This is a genomic window from Pseudomonas protegens (assembly GCF_003363755.1).
GTDB classification, from domain to species: Bacteria; Pseudomonadota; Gammaproteobacteria; order Pseudomonadales; family Pseudomonadaceae; genus Aquipseudomonas; species Aquipseudomonas danubii.
On record NZ_CP031396.1, the window covers coordinates 3,295,207 to 3,314,557 of the forward strand.

The 19,351-nt window shown below is 61.1% G+C and carries 19 protein-coding genes and 1 pseudogene; 12 read left to right on the plus strand and 8 right to left on the minus strand.

Annotated features, from left to right (window positions below):
* The first annotated feature begins 126 nt into the window (after window positions 1-126).
* Together DWF74_RS14870 and DWF74_RS14875 are read left to right on the plus strand one after the other, a co-directional pair.
* Complete coding sequence (locus tag DWF74_RS14870) at window positions 127-1,551, plus strand: PLP-dependent aminotransferase family protein (RefSeq protein ID WP_102862253.1); 1,425 nt, start codon at window positions 127-129, stop codon at window positions 1,549-1,551.
* Between the two features lie 90 nt (window positions 1,552-1,641).
* Window positions 1,642-3,192 (plus strand): phospholipase D family protein, encoded by a 1,551-nt coding sequence (locus tag DWF74_RS14875; protein WP_430757471.1) that lies wholly within the window; start codon window positions 1,642-1,644, stop codon window positions 3,190-3,192.
* Between the two features lie 4 nt (window positions 3,193-3,196).
* Here the strand turns inward: DWF74_RS14875 and DWF74_RS14880 are convergent, their stop codons facing one another.
* Both DWF74_RS14880 and DWF74_RS14885 read right to left on the minus strand, forming a co-directional pair.
* Window positions 3,197-4,345, minus strand: a complete 1,149-nt coding sequence (locus DWF74_RS14880; protein WP_102862255.1) for an MFS transporter — start codon at window positions 4,343-4,345, stop codon at window positions 3,197-3,199.
* Window positions 4,346-4,518: 173 nt separating this feature from the next.
* Window positions 4,519-6,012 (minus strand): aldehyde dehydrogenase, encoded by a 1,494-nt coding sequence (locus DWF74_RS14885; protein WP_102862256.1) that lies wholly within the window; start codon window positions 6,010-6,012, stop codon window positions 4,519-4,521.
* 238 nt (window positions 6,013-6,250) lie between these two features.
* Between DWF74_RS14885 and DWF74_RS14890 the strand changes: the two genes are divergently transcribed.
* The gene (locus tag DWF74_RS14890) at window positions 6,251-6,613 is read left to right on the plus strand and encodes a cupin domain-containing protein (protein ID WP_102862257.1); all 363 of its coding nucleotides are present in this window, start codon (window positions 6,251-6,253) and stop codon (window positions 6,611-6,613) included.
* 58 nt (window positions 6,614-6,671) lie between these two features.
* Here the strand turns inward: DWF74_RS14890 and rpmG are convergent, their stop codons facing one another.
* Together rpmG and rpmB are read right to left on the minus strand one after the other, a co-directional pair.
* A complete protein-coding gene (gene rpmG / locus DWF74_RS14895) occupies window positions 6,672-6,827 on the minus strand; it encodes a 50S ribosomal protein L33 (protein ID WP_003177274.1) in 156 nt (51 codons plus the stop codon).
* Window positions 6,828-6,838: 11 nt separating this feature from the next.
* Window positions 6,839-7,075 (minus strand): 50S ribosomal protein L28, encoded by a 237-nt coding sequence (gene rpmB / locus DWF74_RS14900; protein ID WP_011064219.1) that lies wholly within the window; start codon window positions 7,073-7,075, stop codon window positions 6,839-6,841.
* A 475-nt stretch (window positions 7,076-7,550) separates the two neighbouring features.
* On the opposite strand from rpmB, the gene DWF74_RS14905 reads away from it, so the two are divergent.
* Window positions 7,551-9,134, plus strand: coding sequence for an ABC transporter substrate-binding protein (locus DWF74_RS14905; RefSeq protein ID WP_102862258.1), 1,584 nt, complete (start codon window positions 7,551-7,553; stop codon window positions 9,132-9,134).
* 48 nt (window positions 9,135-9,182) lie between these two features.
* Here the strand turns inward: DWF74_RS14905 and radC are convergent, their stop codons facing one another.
* Window positions 9,183-9,857, minus strand: coding sequence for a RadC family protein (gene radC / locus DWF74_RS14910; protein WP_102862259.1), 675 nt, complete (start codon window positions 9,855-9,857; stop codon window positions 9,183-9,185).
* Between the two features lie 132 nt (window positions 9,858-9,989).
* Between radC and coaBC the strand changes: the two genes are divergently transcribed.
* The 4 genes and pseudogenes from coaBC (at window position 9,990) to argB (ending at window position 14,252) form a co-directional block, all read left to right on the plus strand.
* Window positions 9,990-11,198 carry a bifunctional phosphopantothenoylcysteine decarboxylase/phosphopantothenate--cysteine ligase CoaBC gene (gene coaBC, locus DWF74_RS14915; protein ID WP_102862260.1) on the plus strand — a complete coding sequence of 403 codons (1,209 nt, stop codon included), beginning with the start codon at window positions 9,990-9,992 and terminating at the stop codon, window positions 11,196-11,198.
* Between the two features lie 5 nt (window positions 11,199-11,203).
* The gene (dut, locus tag DWF74_RS14920) at window positions 11,204-11,659 is read left to right on the plus strand and encodes a dUTP diphosphatase (RefSeq protein WP_102862261.1); all 456 of its coding nucleotides are present in this window, start codon (window positions 11,204-11,206) and stop codon (window positions 11,657-11,659) included.
* 262 nt (window positions 11,660-11,921) lie between these two features.
* Window positions 11,922-13,322, plus strand: a pseudogene (locus tag DWF74_RS14925) (phosphomannomutase/phosphoglucomutase); the annotation flags it as partial.
* Window positions 13,323-13,346: 24 nt separating this feature from the next.
* Window positions 13,347-14,252, plus strand: coding sequence for an acetylglutamate kinase (argB, locus tag DWF74_RS14930; protein WP_011064225.1), 906 nt, complete (start codon window positions 13,347-13,349; stop codon window positions 14,250-14,252).
* A gap of 168 nt (window positions 14,253-14,420) precedes the next feature.
* Here argB and pyrE read toward each other — a convergent pair whose 3' ends face one another.
* Complete coding sequence (pyrE, locus tag DWF74_RS14935; RefSeq protein WP_102862263.1) at window positions 14,421-15,065, minus strand: orotate phosphoribosyltransferase; 645 nt, start codon at window positions 15,063-15,065, stop codon at window positions 14,421-14,423.
* 81 nt (window positions 15,066-15,146) lie between these two features.
* Between pyrE and DWF74_RS14940 the strand changes: the two genes are divergently transcribed.
* Window positions 15,147-15,926 carry an exodeoxyribonuclease III gene (locus DWF74_RS14940; RefSeq protein WP_102862264.1) on the plus strand — a complete coding sequence of 260 codons (780 nt, stop codon included), beginning with the start codon at window positions 15,147-15,149 and terminating at the stop codon, window positions 15,924-15,926.
* 57 nt (window positions 15,927-15,983) lie between these two features.
* Here DWF74_RS14940 and DWF74_RS14945 read toward each other — a convergent pair whose 3' ends face one another.
* Both DWF74_RS14945 and rph read right to left on the minus strand, forming a co-directional pair.
* Window positions 15,984-16,352, minus strand: a complete 369-nt coding sequence (locus DWF74_RS14945; RefSeq protein ID WP_102862265.1) for a DUF4870 domain-containing protein — start codon at window positions 16,350-16,352, stop codon at window positions 15,984-15,986.
* Between the two features lie 30 nt (window positions 16,353-16,382).
* Window positions 16,383-17,105 carry a ribonuclease PH gene (gene rph, locus DWF74_RS14950; protein ID WP_016964145.1) on the minus strand — a complete coding sequence of 241 codons (723 nt, stop codon included), beginning with the start codon at window positions 17,103-17,105 and terminating at the stop codon, window positions 16,383-16,385.
* Between the two features lie 272 nt (window positions 17,106-17,377).
* On the opposite strand from rph, the gene DWF74_RS14955 reads away from it, so the two are divergent.
* The 3 genes from DWF74_RS14955 to rpoZ all read left to right on the plus strand — a co-directional run bounded on the left by DWF74_RS14955 (window position 17,378) and on the right by rpoZ (window position 19,303).
* Complete coding sequence (locus tag DWF74_RS14955) at window positions 17,378-18,241, plus strand: YicC/YloC family endoribonuclease (RefSeq protein ID WP_102862266.1); 864 nt, start codon at window positions 17,378-17,380, stop codon at window positions 18,239-18,241.
* 10 nt (window positions 18,242-18,251) lie between these two features.
* The gene (gmk, locus tag DWF74_RS14960) at window positions 18,252-18,872 is read left to right on the plus strand and encodes a guanylate kinase (protein WP_102862267.1); all 621 of its coding nucleotides are present in this window, start codon (window positions 18,252-18,254) and stop codon (window positions 18,870-18,872) included.
* Between the two features lie 167 nt (window positions 18,873-19,039).
* The gene (gene rpoZ / locus DWF74_RS14965) at window positions 19,040-19,303 is read left to right on the plus strand and encodes a DNA-directed RNA polymerase subunit omega (protein ID WP_007921129.1); all 264 of its coding nucleotides are present in this window, start codon (window positions 19,040-19,042) and stop codon (window positions 19,301-19,303) included.
* The last annotated feature ends 48 nt before the right edge of the window (window positions 19,304-19,351 follow it).

A 19,351-nucleotide genomic window follows, 5' to 3' on the forward strand; every position in this document is an offset into this window, starting at 1 on the left:
GCAAAACCAATACAGACCCAATACAGCGGCATTACTTCCATACAGATTTGCCAAAATTCCCGCTGAATGCCGTATTTTTGCCTCATCTGTACTGGTCCTCCATGACTGCCACTTCGAGCCAACGCCATGACCCTCTACGTGAACCTCGCCGAACTCCTGGGCACCCGCATCGAACAGGGCTTCTATCGCCCCGGTGATCGACTGCCCTCGGTGCGCGCGCTGAGCGTAGAACACGGGGTCAGCCTGAGTACCGTGCAGCAGGCCTACCGCGTACTGGAAGACAACGGCCTGGCCATGCCCAAGCCAAAATCCGGGTACTTCGTCCCCCCCAGCCGTGAGTTGCCTGCGCTGCCGGCAGTCGGTCGCCCGGCCCAGCGGCCGGTGGAAATCTCCCAGTGGGACCAGGTGTTGGAATTGATCCGCGCGGTGCCGCGCAAGGATGTGGTGCAACTGGGCCGCGGCATGCCGGACATCACCACGCCAACCATGAAGCCCTTGCTACGGGCCCTGGCCCGGCTCAGCCGGCGCCAGGACATGCCCGGCCTGCACTACGACAACATCTACGGCGTGCTGGAATTGCGCGAGCAAGTGGCGCGGCTGATGCTGGATTCGGGCTGCCAGCTGGGGGCCAATGACCTGGTGATCACCACTGGCTGCCATGAAGCCCTGTCCTCCAGCATTCGCGCTATCTGCGAGCCCGGGGACATCGTCGCCGTAGACTCGCCGAGCTTTCACGGCGCCATGCAGACCCTCAAGGGGCTGGGCATGAAGGCCCTGGAAATCCCCACCGACCCTATTACCGGGATCAGCCTGGAAGCCCTGGAACTGGCCCTGGAGCAGTGGCCGATCAAGGCCATACAGTTGACCCCCAACTGCAACAATCCCTTGGGCTACATCATGCCGGAGTCGCGCAAGCGGGCCCTGCTGACCCTGGCCCAGCGCTTCGACGTGGCGATCATCGAGGACGACGTGTATGGCGAACTGGCCTACACCTACCCACGCCCGCGAACCATCAAGTCCTTCGACGACGACGGCAGGGTTCTGCTGTGCAGTTCCTTCTCCAAGACCCTGGCCCCCGGCCTGCGTATCGGCTGGGTCGCACCCGGCCGCTACTTGGAGCGGGTGCTGCACATGAAGTACATCAGTACCGGCTCCACCGCCCCGCAACCCCAGGTGGCCATCGCCGAATTCCTGAAAAGCGGTCATTTCGAGCCCCATTTGCGCAAGATGCGCACTCAATACCAGCGCAATCGCGACCTGATGCTCGATTGGGTCAGCCGCTATTTCCCCACGGGCACCCGCGCCAGTCGCCCCCAGGGCAGTTTCATGCTGTGGATCGAACTGCCCGAAGGCTTCGACGCTCTGAAACTCAACCGGGCATTGCTCGACCAAGGCGTGCAGATCGCCGTGGGCAGTATCTTTTCCGCCTCGGGCAAATACCGCAATTGCCTGCGGATGAACTACGCTGCCAAGCCAACCGCGCAGATCGAAGACGCGGTACGCAAAGTCGGCTCCGCAGCCATCAAGCTGCTCAGCGAAACCCAGGACTGAACCCCGGGTCACGTTGCAGGAAGCCCACTGCCCCATGCCAACCCGCGCCGCGATGCGAGACGACCTGACTTGAGCCGTAAACAGGGGTTTATCCTGCCGCTGATCCTGACCCTCGGGCTAGTCGGCTGCGCCACCCAGGAAGTGCCTTACCAGCCCAGCCAAGCGTTGGCCGCCAGTGACTCCAGCTTCGCCCAGTCCATCCGGGCCCAGGCCGCCCCCTATCAGGGACGCTCCGGCTTTCGCCTGCTGCCCAACAGCACCGAAGCCTTCATGGCCCGCGCCGAGCTGATCCGCAACGCCCAGAGCAGCCTCGACCTGCAGTACTACATCGTTCATGACGGCATCAGCACCCGGATGCTGGTGGACGAGTTGCTCAAGGCTGCCGATCGAGGTGTGCGGGTACGCATCCTGCTGGACGACACCACCAGCGACGGGCTGGACCAGATCATCGCCACCCTGGCCGCCCACCCGCAGATCCAGGTCCGCCTGTTCAACCCGCTGCACCTGGGCCGCAGCACCGGCGTTACCCGAGCCGTGGGCCGTCTGTTCAACCTGTCGCAACAGCATCGCCGGATGCACAACAAGCTGTGGCTGGCGGACAACAGCGTGGCCATCGTCGGCGGGCGCAACATCGGCGATGAATACTTCGATGCCGAACCCAATCTCAACTTCACCGACATCGACATGTTCAGCGCAGGCCCCGTGGCCGAACAGCTGGGCCATAGCTTCGATCAATACTGGAACAGTGCCCTGAGCCGGCCCATAGGCGAGTTCCTGTCTTACGCACCTTCAACCCAGGCCCTGAACAACACCCGCCAGCGCCTGGAAGAGTCGCTACAGGACAGCCACCGGCAAAACCAGGCCCTGTATCGCCAGCTGATGACCTACCAGACCCAGCCGCGCATGGATATCTGGCGCAAGGAACTGATCTGGGCCTGGAACCAAGCCCTGTGGGACGCCCCCACCAAGGTCCTGGCCAAGGGCGATCCCGACCCGCACTTGCTGCTGACCACCCAGTTGGCACCGGAACTCAAGGGCGTGAGCAAGGAACTGATCATGGTCTCGGCCTACTTCGTCCCGGGCCAGCCGGGGCTGGTGTACCTGACCGGCCGGGCTGACGCCGGGGTCGCGGTCAGCCTCTTGACCAACGCCCTGGAAGCCACCGACGTGCCGGTGGTGCATGGCGGCTACGCGCCCTATCGCAAGGCCTTGCTGGAACACGGCGTGAAGCTCTACGAGTTGCGCAGGCAACCCGCAGAGCGGGGCGGCGGCAGCGGTCCGCGGCTGTTCCACAGCCGTTCCTTGAAGGGCTCGGACTCCAGCCTGCACAGCAAGGCGATGGTCTTCGACCGACAGAAGAGCTTTATCGGCTCGTTCAATTTCGATTCACGCTCAGTGCTGTGGAACACCGAGGTCGGGGTGCTGGTGGACAGCCCCGAACTGGCCGAGCATGTACGCGCCCTGGCCCTGCAAGGGATGGCGCCGCCCCTCAGCTACCAGGTCAAACTGGAGGACGGCAAGCTGGTCTGGATCACCGAGGACCATGGGCAGTTGCACAGTCTGAGCCACGAGCCCGGCAGTTGGTGGCGACGCATCAATGCCTGGCTGAGCACTCGCATCGGTCTGGAGCGCATGCTTTGAAGCGCTACAAGGGTTGCGCCTGGACGCTGCCAAAAGCGCCCTGACGCAGCAGCAGAAGCAACAGGCCAAAGGCGCCCGCCGCCACCAGCAGCAACATCGCATGGCCGCTGACCCACTGGCTGCCCGCACCTGCCACCAAGGGACCGATCAGACAACCGATACCCCACAGCTGCGCCACATGAGCATTGGCTCGTACCAAAGCATCGTCGCGATAACGCTCGCCGATCAGGATCAGCGACAAGGTGAACAGCCCACCAGCGCTGGCCCCGAACAGCACCCACAACGGCCAGATCAATACGCTGTCCAACAGCAGGGGAATGGCCAGGCTGGAGCACAGCAGGATCACCGCGCAACCGGTGAACAGGCCGCGCCGGGAGACGCGATCAGCCAAGGCGCCGATCGGCAGCTGCAACAATGCATCGCCCACCACTACGGTGCTGACCATGGCCAGGGCCACGTCCTCGGTGAAGCCCTGGCTCAAGCAATAAACCGGAAGCAAGGTCAGGATCAGAGCCTCGAAAGTCGCGAACAAGGCCACCGCCCAACCAATCGCCGGCAACGTCTGACAGAAGCGCCAGAGGTCGATCAGGGTGACATTGCAAGACTCGGTGCTCGGCGCTCCGCTACGCCCCAACAGCAGCAAGGGCGCCGCCACCAGCAATCCCACCGAGACCCAGAAGCCGTAGTCCTGCGTGGTCCCCAGGACGCCAAGCAGCAAGGGGCCGGCCAGCTGACTCAGGGCATAGCCGCTGCCATACAACGCCACCAGCCGTCCCCGCCACTGCTCCACCACCAGCTGATTGATCCAGCTTTCCCCCAGAATGAAGATGATGGTCAGCACCACGCCCAGAATCAGGCGCAACGCCAGCCACACCGGATAGCTGGGCAACAGCGCCAGCAGTCCAATAGAGAGCGCACCCGCCCACAGGCACAGGCGCATCAGGTTGGCGGTACCGAAGCGGGCCGCCAGCCGACTGGAAATCTTCGCGCCCAGCAGCACGCCAATGGCCGGCATCGCCGCTACCACGCCGATGGCAAAGGGTCCGTAGCCCCAGCTTTCCAGGCGCAAGGACACCAGCGGCATGGTCATGCCCAAGGCCAGGCCGACACTCAACACAGCGGATAAAACGGCGAAATAAGTCGCCCAAGGCATTTCCACACTCCTGTGGATGATTATTCTGCAAGCCACAGACAACACAGCCGGACTCCCCTCGCGGGAAGTCCGGCTGCGCTGTGGATCAACAGCTTCGGACAAAGACGCCTGTAAGGCGTGGCGCTTGCCGGCGCAAGCGTCCTTGCGGACGCCATTGCCTCAACCCCGAAGACTCAGAGCTTGATCCAGGTCGCTTTCAGCTCGGTGTACTTGTCGAACGCGTGCAGCGACTTGTCCCGACCATTGCCCGACTGCTTGAAGCCGCCGAACGGCGCGGTCATGTCGCCACCGTCGTACTGGTTGATCCAGACGCTGCCGGCACGCAGCGCCTTGGCCGTCAGGTGCGCCTTGGAGATGTTTGCAGTCCAGACCGCCGCCGCCAATCCGTACGGAGTGTCGTTGGCAATCTGGATCGCCTCTTCCACGCTGTCGAACGCAATCACTGACAGCACTGGGCCGAAGATTTCTTCCTGGGCAATCTTCATCGCGTTGCTGACGCCGTCGAAAATCGTCGGTTCGACGTAGGTACCACCTGTCTCCTGCAGGGTGCGCTTGCCACCGGCCACCAACTTGGCGCCATCGGCGTGACCGGCCTCGATGTAGGACAGCACGGTGTTCATCTGCTGGGTGTCCACCAGGGCGCCGACGTTGGTGGCCGGGTCCAGTGGGTTGCCCGGTTTCCAGGCTTTCAGGGCCTCGATCACCAGCGGCAGGAATTTGTCCTTGATGGAACGCTCCACCAGCAGACGGGAACCGGCGGTGCAGACTTCGCCCTGGTTGAAGGCAATGGCGCTGGCGGCCGATTCGGCGGCGGCCTGCAGGTCCGGGGCATCGGCAAATACGATGTTCGGGCTTTTGCCACCGGCTTCCAGCCAGACGCGCTTCATGTTGGATTCACCGGAGTACACCAGCAGTTGCTTGGCGATCTTGGTGGAGCCGGTGAACACCAGGGTGTCCACGTCCATGTGCAGGGCCAGGGCCTTGCCGACGGTGTGACCGTAGCCGGGCAGCACGTTGAACACGCCAGCCGGAATCCCGGCTTCCACCGCCAGAGCCGCAATGCGAATTGCGGTCAGCGGGGATTTTTCCGAAGGCTTGAGGATCACCGAGTTACCGGTGGACAGCGCCGGCCCCAGCTTCCAGCAGGCCATCATCAGTGGGAAGTTCCACGGCACGATGGCCGCGACTACACCCACCGGCTCACGGGTTACCAGGCCCAGTTGGTCATGGGGGGTGGCCGCGACTTCGTCGTAGATCTTGTCGATGGCCTCGCCGCTCCAGCTCAGGGCTTGCGCCGCGCCGGGCACGTCGATTTCCAGGGAGTCGGTGATGGGCTTGCCCATGTCCAGGGTTTCCAGGAGCGCGAGCTCCTGGGCGTGTTGCTTGAGCAGGCCGGCAAAACGAATCATGACGGACTTGCGCTTGGCCGGCGCCAGGCGCGACCAGACGCCAGAGTTGAAGGTGGCGCGGGCATTGTCCACGGCACGCTGGGCATCGGCGGCGTCACAGCTGGCAATGGTTGCCAGCACACGACCGTCTACCGGGCTGATGCACTCGAAGGTGTCATTGGAAACAGCAGCGGTGTATTCACCATTGATGTAGGCGCGGCCTTCGATTTTCAGGTCGCGGGCACGTTGTTCCCAATCGGCACGAGTCAGGGTGGTCATACGAGTGTCCTCCTCTTATTTGAATACAAGCGCCATGCGAACTACGCCGGCACTCATGAAGAATTCTGCCCGGCCAGCCTGTTTTCGGCCAAAGGCACCCGCCACCCTAAACCAGCGACCCCTGTACTTTCAATATATTTGACAAAGCCCGGGCAAACAGCATTGCTATGTGCATTTTAATAAACATAGACTCTGGCCTTCATAGCCACTCGCGCCGCAATCACGGGGGAATACAAGAATGAGCATCCACAACGTCGTCGACTTCAGCCAGGCCAACACCGAGGGCGAACGCTACCGCCCCGCTCCGGAAAAAGTGCTCAAGGGCGATCCCGAGCAAGCGGTGTTCAACCACTACGCCAGCCCGTGCGGGCAACTCAATGCCGGGATCTGGGAAGGCGCGGTGGGCCAATGGACGGTGAACTTCACCGAGCACGAATACTGCGAGATTCTCCAGGGCGTGTCGGTGCTGCGAGACAACGATGGCAACGCCAAGACCCTGCGCTCTGGCGACCGCTTTGTGATCCCGGCCGGCTTCAAAGGCACCTGGGAAGTGCTGGAGCCCTGCCGCAAGGTCTACGTGGCCTTCGAACAGAAGGCCTGAATCCCAGGCACAAAAAAACCCGCTTGAAGGCGGGTTTTTTTGTCAGAAGAAAAATCAATTACTTGATTTTGCCTTCCTTGTAGATCACGTGCTTACGAACAACCGGATCATATTTCTTGATCTCGATTTTGTCCGGAGTAGTACGCTTGTTCTTGTCGGTAGTGTAGAAGTGACCAGTACCGGCGCTCGAGATCAAACGAATCAATTCACGCATGATTAGCTCCCTTAAACCTTGCCGCCATCGCGACGGATTTCGGCCAGCACGACATCAATGCCGCGCTTGTCGATGATACGCATGCCTTTGGCAGATACGCGCAGACGCACAAAGCGTTTCTCGGACTCAACCCAGAAGCGGTGATGCTGCAGGTTCGGCAGGAAACGACGACGGGTTTTGTTGTTTGCGTGGGAAATGTTATTCCCAGTCACCGGACCCTTACCGGTAACTTGACAGACTCTAGACATGCCTCAGCCCTCTAAAACCACATGCCCAACCCGGCATGGGTTGGCCGCTTAATCTCTCAGTCATTTGGCGCCAGGCGCCGCGTTTCTTTAGGGTCTTACCGGCTACACCTACAAGCGAAGGAACCGGGCCCCTAGAAAAGAGCGCTGCTTTATACCAGAAAGACCCCATAGCAACAACAGCCGCTGTGTGCAGGATGATGAAAAGTCCTGATTTTCTTGCGCCGGACGCCTGCGGCAAAGGCTACCGCAGAAATCTACCGCTCGTCGCAGAATATATTTCTCTCGAAACCCCGGGAAAAAATCTGCTGCTGAACACGGGCATCCCTACACAAAATCACGGCTACAACCCTGACCGCGTCCCAGGTTTCAATGTCGAATACAAAAGGGATAGTCATTTTACAAAGAGGCCACTAGGGTAAGGCATTTCCAGACTGCACTCGCAGATGGGCTTTCGATCTGCACAAGGAACCCGACCATGCGTCTTGCCGCCCTCCCGCTCCTGCTCGCCCCTCTTCTGAGCCCATTGGCCCAGGCCGCCGCGTTGAGCGTCTGCACCGAAGCCAGCCCGGAGGGCTTCGACGTGGTGCAGTACAACTCGCTGACCACCACCAACGCGTCCGCCGACGTGCTGATGAACCGCCTGGTGGAATTCGACGCCGTCAGCGGCAAGGTGGTCCCCAGCCTCGCCGATAGCTGGGAAGTCTCACCGGATGGCTTGAGCTATGTCTTCAAGCTGCATCCCAAGGTCAAGTTTCACCGTACCGACTACTTCAATCCCAGCCGCGAGCTGACCGCCGAAGACGTCAAATTCAGCTTCGAGCGCATGCTCGACCCAGCCCACCCGTGGCACAAGATCGCCCAGAGCGGCTTCCCACACGCACAATCCCTGCAGTTGCCCAGCCTGATCAAGAAGATCGACGCCCTGGACCCGCTGACGGTGCGCTTTACCCTGGATCACGCCGACTCGACCTTTCTCCCCACCCTGAGCATGGGCTTTGCCTCGATCTACTCCGCGGAGTACGCCGATCAGTTACTCAAGGCCGGCACCCCGGAGAAGCTCAACAGCCAGCCCATCGGCAGCGGCCCGTTCATTTTCGGGCGCTTCCAGAAAGACGCCTCGATCCGCTACAAGGCCAACCGCGACTACTTTGCTGGCAAACCGGCGCTGGACTCCCTGATTTTCGCCATCACTCCGGACGCCAACGTGCGCCTGCAGAAACTGCGGCGCAATGAGTGCCAGATCGCCCTGTCACCCAAGCCCCTGGACGTACAAGCCGCCAGTGATGATCCAACGCTGAAGATCGAGAAAACGGCAGCCTTCATGACGGCCTTCGTTGCGATCAACAGCCAGCATCCGCCCCTGGACAAACCCGAAGTGCGCCAGGCGATCAACCTGGCCTTCGACAAGGCCCATTACCTCAAGACTGTGTTCGAAGGCACCGCCGAGGCCGCCAATGGCCCCTACCCGGCTAATACCTGGAGCTACGCCAAAGAGCTGCCGGGCTACACCCACGACCCGGAAAAGGCTCGTCAGCTGCTGGCCAAGGCAGGCCTTAAAAACGGCTTCGAGACCACAATCTGGACCCGCCCTTCCGGCAGCCTGCTCAACCCCAACCCGAGCCTGGGCGCCCAACTGCTGCAGGCGGACCTGGCCCAAGTGGGAATCCAGGCAGAAATCCGCGTGATCGAATGGGGCGAGCTGATCCGCCGGGCCAAGGCCGGCGAACATGACCTGCTGTTCATGGGCTGGGCCGGCGACAATGGCGACCCGGATAACTTCCTCACACCACAGTTCACCTGCGCAGCAGTCAAATCCGGCACCAACTTCGCACGCTACTGCGATCAGAACCTGGACAAGCTGATTACCGCCGGCAAGACCACCAGCGAACAGGGTGTGCGCAGCAAGCTGTACCAGCAGGCCCAGACCCAGATCCAGCAGCAAGCGCTGTGGCTCCCTCTGGCTCACCCGACCGCTTTCGCCCTGACCCGCAAACAGGTCGAGGGCTATCAAGTGAGCCCCTTCGGCCGCCAGGATTACTCGAAGGTCAGCGTCAAGTGACACGTCGGCCAGCTTCAGGGTCAGTACCGACCTTGAGGCTGGCTTCCTTCAGATCCAGCCATACTCGGCCATGGACAACGGATCGCCCTCTCCCACGATGAAGTGATCCAGCACCCTTACATCGATCAACTCCAGGGCTTCTTGCAAACGCCGGGTCACCACCCGATCGGCCGGGCTGGGCTCAGAGATGCCCGATGGGTGGTTGTGACAGAGAATTACCGCTGCCGCGTTATGCGCCAGGGTGCGCTTGAGCACTTGTCGCGGGTACACCGTGGTGCTGTCGATGGAACCGTGGAACAGCACCTCAAAGGCCAGCACCCGATGCTTGGTGTCGAGAAACAGACAGCCAAACACCTCGTGGGGCTCATGTCGCAACATCGACTTCAGGTAATCGCGCACCACCAACGGACTTTCCAAGGCTGACTGGCGGTGGAGTTTTTCTGCCAGATGCCGACGCGCCATCTCCAACACCGCTTGCAACAGTGCGTACTTGGCCGGCCCCAATCCCAGCTGGCGGGTGAAGGTCAGCTGATCGGCTTCCAGCAGACTGCGCAAGCTGCCGAAGCGATGCAACAGGTGCCGCGCCAGGTCGACCGCACTTTTTCCAGCCACCCCGGTGCGCAAGAAAATAGCCAGCAATTCGGCGTCGGAAAGGCTGATGGCGCCCTGCTCCAGAAGCCGTTCCCGCGGGCGCTCCGCCGCAGGCCAATCACGAATACTCATCACACCTCCCTGTGCATGGCGCCGCTGTTCGGCAGCGGGCGCTGTGCTATCTTAGCCCCCTCTTTTTTGCGTGGTATTTCACCTGGGGAGGGGGCATGCCACGCAGCAATCACTTAACGGAAAAACAGGCCTATGCAGCGGCTGTATCGGAAACGCATCGTGCTCGGCGTCGGCGGCGGCATTGCCGCCTATAAGAGCGCGGAGCTGGTTCGCCGACTCCTCGACCAGGGCGCCGAAGTGCGTGTGGTCATGACCCGGGGCGGCAGTGAGTTCATCACCCCGCTGACCATGCAGGCCCTCTCCGGGCACCCGGTCCACCTCGACCTGCTGGACCCGGCCGCCGAAGCCGCCATGGGTCACATCGAACTGGCCAAATGGGCCGATCTGGTGCTGATCGCCCCCGCCACGGCCGACCTGATCGCCCGTCTGGCCCAGGGCATCGCCGATGACCTGCTGACCACCCTGGTCCTGGCCACGGACGCCATCGTCGCCATCGCTCCAGCGATGAACCAGGCCATGTGGCGCGACCCGGCCACCCAGGCCAACACCCAATTGCTGCAAAGCCGTGGCCTGCGAGTCTTCGGCCCAGCCTCCGGAAGCCAGGCCTGTGGCGACGTCGGCCTGGGCCGCATGCTGGAAGCCAACGATCTGGCGCTGTGCGCCGCCGACTGCTTCCAGCACCTGGCACTGACCGGCAAACACTTGCTGATCACCGCCGGGCCGACTCAGGAAAACATCGATCCGGTGCGCTACATCACCAACCATAGCTCAGGAAAAATGGGCTTCGCCCTGGCCGAGGCAGCCGTCGAGGCCGGCGCCCGGGTCACCCTGATCACCGGACCGGTGCACCTGCCGACCCCCGACAGAGTCACTCGGATCGACGTAGTCAGCGCTCGCGACATGCTCGCGGCCTGCGAGGCGGCCATTCCGTGCGACGTTTTCATCGCCTCCGCGGCGGTCGCGGACTACCGCCCGGAAGTCGTCGCCCCACAGAAATTAAAGAAAGACCCTACGAAAGGTGACGGCCTGCTACTACAGATGGTGCGCAATCCAGATATCCTGGCCACCATCGCTACGCGGCCAGATCGGCCATTCAGTGTCGGTTTCGCCGCCGAAACCGAAAATCTGCTCGACTACGCTGCACGCAAATTGAAGGACAAGAACCTCGACCTGATCGTCGCCAACGACGTCGCCAACCCGAGCATTGGCTTCAACAGCGAGGAAAACGCCTGCAGCGTGATTGACCGGGAGTTGCACGCAACTCTCTTCGCCCAGACCAGCAAGGGCAAGATTGCCCGCCAACTGATCTCTTTTATCGCCGAACGGCTGAACCAGGTTTAACTTCAATGCACGCTCTACAAGCCAAGATCCTCGACCCACGCATCGGCAACGAATTCCCTCTGCCGCAGTACGCCACGCCGGGCTCCGCCGGCCTCGACCTGCGCGCCATGCTCAAGGAAGACACCATCCTGGAGCCAGGCCAGACGCTGCTGATCCCGACCGGGCTGTCGGTCTACATTGGCGATCCGGGCCTGGCGGCGCTGATCCTGCCGCGCTCCGGCCTGGGCCACAAACACGGCATCGTGCTGGGTAACCTGGTCGGCCTGATCGACTCGGACTACCAGGGCGAACTGATGGTTTCCTGCTGGAACCGCGGCCAGACCGCCTTCAATATCGCCGTCGGCGAGCGTATCGCCCAACTGGTGCTGGTGCCGGTAGTGCAGGCGCACTTCGAAGTGGTTGAGGCTTTTGATGAAAGCCAGCGCGGCGCAGGCGGTTTCGGCCACTCCGGCAGTCACTGATTGCGTGCCCTGGGGCCGGACACCTGGTCCGCCCCCAGGGTGACGGCAGGGCACTTCAGGATAAATGACCGCCGGTTTCCGCATGCCCCCTCGGGCCCGTCAAATCAGGCCCTTGAGCGTCCGCGGAGCGGCAAGTGCCCTCCAGATGGCACTTACACAGTACGAACTCTACGCTGAAAACGCCGTCATACCCTTCAGTTTGAGCCCGCCGGCCCGTCATTTCCCCGGCCGTACTGCCCCCTCTTCAAATGGAGCACCCTCAGTGATGAGCAACGCAGCCAAAGTCGCCCCGACATTTCCCGAGAGCATCTTCCGCGCCTATGACATCCGCGGTGTTGTACCGCAAACCCTGACCGCAGAGACCGCCTACTGGATCGGCCGCGCCGTTGGCTCCCAGAGCCTGGCTCAGGGCGAACCCAACGTCTGCGTAGGCAGGGACGGCCGCCTGTCCGGCCCGGAGCTGGTGGAGCAACTGATTCAGGGCCTGCACGACAGCGGCTGCCACGTCAGCGATGTCGGCCTGGTGCCGACCCCCGCCCTGTACTACGCCGCCAACGTCCTGGCCGGCAAGTCCGGGGTGATGCTCACCGGCAGCCACAACCCGTCGAACTACAACGGTTTCAAGATCGTCATCGCCGGCGACACCCTGGCCAACGAACAGATCCAAGCCCTGCACCAGCGCCTCAAGACCAACAACCTGAGCAGCGCCCAGGGCAGCATCACCAAGGTCGATATCCTGCCGCGCTACGCCGAAGAGATCGCCCGAGACGTGAAGCTGGCTCGCCGCCTGAAAGTCGTGGTGGATTGCGGCAACGGCGCCGCCGGGGTCATTGCCCCACAACTGATCGAAGCCTTGAACTGCGAAGTCATTCCGTTGTTCTGCGAGGTAGACGGCAACTTCCCCAATCATCACCCGGACCCGGGCAAACCCGAGAACCTTGAAGACCTGATCGCCAAGGTCAAGGAAACCGGCGCCGACCTGGGCCTGGCCTTCGACGGTGACGGCGATCGCGTCGGCGTGGTGACCAACACTGGCAGCATCGTCTTCCCCGATCGCCTGCTGATGCTGTTCGCCAAGGACGTGGTGGCGCGCAACCCGGATGCGGAGATCATCTTCGACGTCAAGTGCACTCGGCGCCTGATTCCGCTGATCAAGGAATATGGCGGTCGCCCGCTAATGTGGAAGACCGGTCACTCGTTGATCAAAAAGAAAATGAAACAGACCGGCGCCCTGCTGGCCGGCGAGATGAGCGGCCATGTGTTCTTCAAGGAGCGCTGGTTCGGTTTCGACGACGGCATTTACAGCGCCGCACGGTTGCTGGAGATCCTCAGCAAGGAAACATCCACCGCAGAAGAGCTGTTCGCGACCTTCCCGAACGATATTTCTACGCCGGAAATCAATATCCATGTGACCGAAGAGAGCAAATTCAGCATCATTGATGCCTTGCACGACGCGCAGTGGGGCGCAGGCGCTGACCTGACCACCATTGACGGGGTGCGAGTCGACTATGCCAAGGGCTGGGGCCTGGTTCGCGCCTCCAATACCACCCCTGTGCTGGTGCTGCGCTTCGAGGCTGATGACGAAGCCGAGCTGCAGCGGATTAAGGACGTGTTCCACGTCCAGCTGAAACGTGTTGCACCTGACCTCCAACTACCGTTTTGACTGTTTGAAGCACCGGAGCCCTGAATGACCATCGAACGCGATGCCGCCGCCAATACCGCCAAGGTCCTATCCGAAGCGCTGCCTTACATTCGCCGCTATGTCGGCAAGACCCTGGTGATCAAGTACGGCGGCAACGCTATGGAGAGCGAGGAGCTGAAAACCGGCTTCGCCCGCGACATCGTCCTGATGAAGGCTGTCGGGATCAACCCGGTGGTGGTGCACGGCGGTGGCCCGCAAATCGGTGACCTGCTCAAGCGCCTGTCGATCGAAAGCCACTTCGTCGATGGCATGCGCGTGACCGACGCGCAAACCATGGACGTGGTGGAGATGGTCCTCGGCGGCCAGGTCAACAAGGACATCGTCAACCTGATCAACCGTCACGGCGGCAGCGCCATCGGCCTGACCGGTAAAGATGCCGAGCTGATTCGTGCGAAAAAGCTCACCGTGACCCGCCAGACTCCAGAGATGACCACGCCGGAAATCATCGATATCGGCCATGTGGGCGAAGTGGTCGGGATCAATACCGATCTGCTGAACCTGCTGGTCAAGGGCGATTTCATTCCGGTGATCGCGCCGATTGGCGTGGGCGCCAACGGTGAGTCCTACAACATCAACGCCGACCTGGTCGCCGGGAAGGTGGCTGAAGCACTGAAAGCTGAAAAACTGATGCTGTTGACCAACATCGCTGGCCTGATGGACAAGTCCGGCAAGGTCCTGACCGGCCTGAGCACCCAGCAGGTGGACGAACTGATTGCCGATGGCACTATCTACGGCGGCATGCTGCCGAAAATCCGCTGCGCCCTGGAAGCGGTACAAGGTGGCGTCGGCAGCTCCCTGATCATCGACGGTCGCGTACCCAATGCGATTCTGCTGGAGATCTTCACCGATACCGGTGTCGGCACCCTGATCAGCAACCGCAAGCGCCCTTAAGCGACAGCCACAAAAAAGCCCCCGCCCGGTATCTCGGGCGGGGGCTTTTTTATCTACGCAATCTTTGTAGGAGCTGGCTTGTGTAGGAGCAGGCTTGCCAGGGAAGGCACTCACACGCGCAACTCAGGACTCAAAGGTCTCTTCACCGGTAAGCCGGCTCCTACAGTGTCAGATTCCGTACTGCGCGCGATAGGCTTGCACTGCCGGCAGATGTTGCTTGAGCGCCGGATCGTCCGCCAGGAACTGCAGGACCTGGGTCAGGGAAACGATGCTCACCACTGGAATGCCGAAGTCACGCTCGACTTCCTGGATCGCCGACAACTCACCGTTGCCACGCTCCTCGCGGTTCAGTGCGATCAATACACCTGCCGCCTTGGCGCCTTCCTGGGACTCGATGATCTGCATCACCTCGCGAATTGCCGTGCCGGCGGTGATCACGTCATCGATGATCAGCACATCGCCGGTCAATGGCGCACCCACCAGGCTACCGCCTTCACCGTGCGCCTTGGCTTCCTTGCGGTTGAAGCACCAAGGCAGATCGCGCTGATGATGTTCAGCCAGAGCCACTGCAGTGGCTGCTGCCAAGGGAATGCCTTTATAAGCCGGGCCAAACAGCACATCGAAGGGAATGCCGCTGTCGACAATCGCCGCCGCATAGAAACGCCCCAGCTGGGCCAGGGCCGAACCGCTGTTGAACAGGCCGGCATTGAAGAAGTAAGGGCTGGTGCGCCCGGACTTCAGGGTGAACTCACCGAAGCGCAAAACCCCGCGATCGATGGCAAAACGAATGAAATCGCGCTGATACGCCTGCATGAAAAAACCCCAGATACCACGGATTTAGCTAATTAGGTAGAGCTCGGGTATCATACACGCACGTGATTTTTGGGGCCATTTATGCGGATCATCAGTGTGAACGTCAATGGTATTCAGGCTGCAGTGGAGCGTGGTTTGCTCAGTTGGCTGCAGGCACAGAATGCCGACGTCATCTGCCTGCAGGACACCCGCGCCTCTGCCTTTGAACTGGACGACCCAGCCTTCCAACTGGATGGCTACTTCCTTTATGCCTGCGATGCTGAAGTCCCTGCCCAAGGCGGTGTGGCTTTGTATTCGCGGTTGCAGCCGAAGGCGGTCATCAGCGGCCTCGGCTTCGAGACAGCCGATCGTTACGGGCGCTACCTGCAAGCCGATTTCGACAAGGTCAGCATCGCGACCTTGCTGCTTCCATCAGGGCAGAACGGCGATGAAGACTTGAACCAGAAGTTCAAGTTAATGGACGACTTCGCCCGCTATCTGGATAAGCAGCGACGCAAACGTCGCGAGTACATTTATTGTGGCTCGCTGTACGTGGCGCAACAGAAGCTGGATATCAAGAACTGGCGTGACGGCCAGCAATCTCCGGGCTTCCTGGCACCTGAGCGCGCCTGGATGGACGAGATTATCGGCAACATGGGCTATGTCGATGCCCTGCGCGAAGTCAGTCGCGAAGGCGACCAGTACAGCTGGTGGCCGGACAACGAACAGGCTGAGATGCTCAACTTGGGCTCGCGCTTCGACTATCAGTTGCTGACTCCCGGCCTGCGCCGTTTTGTCCGCAGCGCACGCTTGCCGCGTCAGCCGCGTTTTTCGCAGCATGCGCCGCTGATCGTGGACTATGACTGGACACTGACCATCTAAGCGTCCGTTCACAGCCACAAAAAAGCCGACATCACAGTCGGCTTTTTTGTGCTCGCTCTATTTGATCAGGCGCCAGGTGAAAGGGTACCGATATGGCACTCCCTCTCCAGCCTTGACTCCGCCGATGATGGTCAACACCAGGGCACCAATCGCCAGCAGGCCGAACATAAAGAAACCGATTATCACGATCATCAGCAGGAAACAGACTGCCGAAGCGATAGCGACAGTCAACTGAAAGTTCAGCGCTTCCTTACCTTGTGCATCAATGAAGGGATCGGTCTCGCGCTTCATCTGCCAAAGAATCAGCGGCCCGATCAATGTACCGAATGGAACCCAGATCCCCAGCAAGGCGGACAAGTGACAAAACATTGCCCATTGCCGAACTTCATGGCTCGGGGTGGGCTGGGGTAGCTGCTCATCACTCATGCTGCTCTCCTTGCTGAAGACCGGCGCCCATCAATCGGCGAGTGCCGCCTGCTGCAGTTGGAAGATTTCATTCATGCCTTGCTGGGCCAGGGCCAGCATCGCATTCAGTTCGGCCGGCTGGAACGGCGCACCTTCGGCAGTGCCCTGCACTTCGATGAAACCACCGGTGCTGGTCATGACGACATTGAGGTCGGTTTCGGCGGCCGAGTCTTCCAGGTAATCCAGGTCCAGGACCGGCTCACCCTGGTACATACCCACCGATACTGCCGCAATCATCTGCTTCAATGGATCGCCGCCTTTCAGGCCACCGCGCTTCTTGATCACTTTTAAGGCGTCGACCAGAGCCACCATCGCGCCAGTGATCGATGCGGTACGGGTGCCACCATCAGCCTGGATCACATCGCAATCGACATACAGGGTGATGTCGCCCAGCTTGGACATGTCCAGGGCGGCGCGCAGGGAGCGACCGATAAGGCGCTGGATCTCCAGGGTGCGGCCGCCTTGCTTGCCACGGCTGGCTTCACGCTGGTTACGCTCGCCGGTGGACCGCGGCAGCATGCCGTATTCGGCTGTCAGCCAACCTTGACCCTGCCCCTTGAGGAAGCGCGGCACGCCATTCTCGACACTGACAGTGCAAATCACCTTGGTATCACCGAACTCGACCAGTACAGATCCCTCGGCGTGTTTGGTGTAGTTGCGGGTGATGCGGATCGAGCGGAGCTGATCGGCAGCGCGACCACTTGGACGTTTCATAGGGGAACACCTGTACGAGGACGGAAAACTGCCGAGCATTATAAAGCCCGCAACCGCGCCAGGGCACGCCTAAAACGGCCAAAGGCATATTTACGCGTCAGATCGGTCCTGTAGCGATGACCTGCAGCCCATTGTCAGCGCCAGGGATTGGGGCCTCCGGCCGCACTGCGCTACAATCCTGCGCCTTCGCAGCCTGTCGGCTTCAATTCATCACTATCAGGCCCGCTCAATCCTCCTGGGGTTGGTGCCGGCGCTGAATCGGAGGTACCTCCATGGTGCACAGCATGACCGCCTTCGCCCGAGTCGAACGGGCCGGCACTCAGGGCACCCTGAGCTGGGAATTGCGCTCGGTCAACAGCCGCTACCTGGAGCCGCACCTGCGTTTGCCGGAAGCCTTTCGCGACCTCGAAAGCGCAGTCCGCGAAGCCTTGCGCCAGGGCCTGTCCCGGGGCAAGGTCGAATGCACCCTGCGCTTCACTGAAGAGACCACCGGCAAGCCGCTGCAAGTCGACCGTGAACGTGCGGCACAACTGGTGGCCGCCGCTGAAACCGTCGCCAGCCTGATCAAGCAGCCGGCAGCCCTGAATCCACTGGAAGTCCTGGCCTGGCCAGGCGTGCTGGTGGCCGACGCCACCGACCCGCAAGCCTTGAACAGCGATGCCCTGGCCCTGTTCAACCAGGGTCTGAAAGACCTGAAGAATGGCCGCGAGCGCGAAGGCGCCGAACTGGCCCGGCTGATCAACGAGCGCCTGTCCTCCATTGAAGAAGACGTGGCGACCTTGCGTGAGCTGGTCCCGCAGATGCTCGCGACCCAGCGCCAGAAAGTCCTCGACCGCTTCGCCGACATGCAGGCCGAACTGGACCCTACCCGTCTCGAGCAGGAAATGGTCCTGTTGGCGCAGAAGAGCGATGTCGCTGAAGAACTGGACCGCCTGAGCACCCACATCATCGAAGTACGCCGCGTGCTCAAGTCCGGCGGCGCTGCAGGTCGGCGCCTGGACTTCCTGATGCAGGAGCTCAATCGCGAAGCCAACACACTGGGCTCCAAGGCCTTCGACCCGCGCAGCACCCAGGCTGCGGTCAACCTCAAGGTGTTGATCGAGCAGATGCGCGAACAAGTGCAGAACATTGAGTAAGGCAACTGACATGACCCACAGCACCGGCACCCTGTACATCATTTCCGCCCCGTCGGGCGCGGGCAAAAGCAGTCTGGTCAAGGCCCTGACCGACGCCGACCAGGAGATCCGCGTCTCCGTCTCCCACACCACCCGCGCCATGCGCCCAGGTGAAGTGAATGGCGTGAACTATCACTTCGTCGAACGCAGCGAGTTCGTGAAGATGATCGAGCACGGCGACTTTCTCGAACGCGCCGAAGTCTTCGGCAACCTTTATGGCACCTCACAAAGCCACCTGCAGCAGACCCTGGACGAAGGCCACGACCTGATCCTGGAAATCGACTGGCAGGGTGCCGAGCAGGTGCGCAAGCTCATGCCTCAGGCACGCTCGATCTTCATTCTGCCGCCGTCACTGCAGGCCCTGCACCAGCGCCTGACCAACCGCGGGCAGGACAGCGACGAAATCATCGAAGGGCGGATGCGTGAAGCCGTCAGCGAAATGAGCCACTACGTCGACTATGACTACCTGATCATCAACGACGACTTCGCCCACGCGCTGGAAGATCTGAAAGCGATTTTCCGCTCCAATCAGCTGCAACAGAAACGTCAGCAGCAGCGCTTTGGCAAACTGCTCGCTGAATTGCTTGGTTAAACAGCACTTCCCAAAACCGCTGCAAGCGCTTTACATTGGCACTTGCAGCGCGTTGAAGAGCTTGGTCAAAAAATCAGCGCTTCCCTAAACGCTGGTGATTTTTTAAACTGTTGAGTCCGCTCGCCCATCCGGGCAGCGCGCATATTGCATTTGCTACGAGGAAGACCATGGCCCGCGTAACCGTTGAAGACTGTCTAGAACACGTGGATAACCGCTTTGAGCTGGTCATGCTCTCTACCAAGCGTGCCCGTCAACTGGCAACCGGCGGCAAAGAGCCGAAAGTAGCATGGGAAAACGACAAGCCTACCGTTGTCGCCCTGCGCGAAATCGCTGAAGGCCTGATCGACTACGCAGCTATCGCCGAAGCCGAAATCGTTGAAGATGAACCGCTTTTTGCTGCTTTCGAGGACGAGTCCAACGAGGCCGTCTGAGCCTATGCCTGGTCGACGTAGCACGGCGCGGGATCACAGCTTACGGCA